The following is a 1,184-nucleotide window of genomic DNA, read 5'->3' on the forward strand; positions in this document are numbered from 1 at the left end:
AAAAGCAATTCTTGGAACTCCGAATTTATCTGCCCATCTCCAGTTTGCTTCAGACTGTGGCTGAACTGCTTCAACAGATGAAAATACAAAAACTATTCCATCAAGGGCTTTCATTGAACGAACAACTTCAACACCAAAGTCAACGTGCCCTGGTGTGTCAATTATGTTAAGCTGGTATCCTTTCCAGTATGCAGCAGTTGTAGCAGAGGTAATTGTAATACCTCTTTCCTTTTCCTGTTCCATCCAGTCCATAGTGGCGCCGCCTTCGTGCACCTCACCTATTTTATATGTTTTACCTGTGTAAAATAGTATTCTTTCAGTTGTTGTTGTTTTCCCTGCATCAATATGAGCAACAATTCCTATATTTCTTAATTTTTCTATTGGCACTTGCCTAGCCATTTATATTTTCCTCCGATATATTAATTACCATCTATAATGTGCAAAAGCTTTATTTGCTTCTGCCATTCTATGAGTATCTTCTTTCTTCTTAACTGCTCCGCCTCTTTCGTTATAAGCATCGTAAAGCTCATTTGAAAGCTTCTCTATCATAGTGTAATTTCCTTTTCCACTTCTGCTTCTTGCAGCTTCTACAAGCCATCTTAAAGCTAAAGACTCCTGTCTTCTTGGTGGAACTTCCATAGGAACCTGATAAGTAGAACCACCAACCCTTCTTGGTCTAACTTCCATTACAGGTTTTATATTTTCAATTGCTTTATGTAAAGCTGCTAAAGGTTCTTCCCCAGTTTTTTCAGCTAAGATTTTCATAGCAGTGTAAACAATTTTTTCAGCTTTTGATTTTTTACCATCTTTCATTACTTTATTTATTAATTTATGAACCAGAACATCTTGATAAACCGGGTCAGGCATTATTTCTCTTGGTTTTACAGGTCCTTTTCTTGGCATCTTATATTACCTCTCCTTAATTATTTCTTAGCTTCTTTAGGTTTTTTAGCACCGTATTTAGAACGAGACTGCTTTCTATCTTTAACTCCAGCTGCATCTAAAGCACCTCTTATTATCTTATATCTAACACCTGGTAAGTCTTTTACCCTTCCACCTCTTACAAGAACAATTGAGTGCTCCTGTAGGTTGTGGCCTTCTCCAGGAATATAACAGGTAACTTCATATCCATTTGAAAGTCTAACCCTTGCAACTTTTCTTAATGCAGAGTTTGGCTTCTTAGG

The 1,184-nt window shown here is 37.1% G+C and carries 3 protein-coding genes; all 3 read right to left on the minus strand.

Annotated elements, in window-relative coordinates; genetic code table 11:
- On the minus strand, positions 1–399 hold a 399-nt coding region (locus HG1285_RS00700; protein WP_008289585.1), incomplete at its 3' end, for a GTP-binding protein.
- 24 nt (positions 400–423) lie between these two features.
- The gene (rpsG, locus tag HG1285_RS00695) at positions 424–903 is read right to left on the minus strand and encodes a 30S ribosomal protein S7 (protein ID WP_008289587.1); all 480 of its coding nucleotides are present in this window, start codon (positions 901–903) and stop codon (positions 424–426) included.
- A 20-nt stretch (positions 904–923) separates the two neighbouring features.
- A partial coding sequence (gene rpsL, locus HG1285_RS00690) for a 30S ribosomal protein S12 (RefSeq protein ID WP_008289589.1) occupies positions 924–1,184 on the minus strand: 261 nt, incomplete at its 5' end.

It is taken from the genome of Hydrogenivirga sp. 128-5-R1-1 (assembly GCF_000171895.1).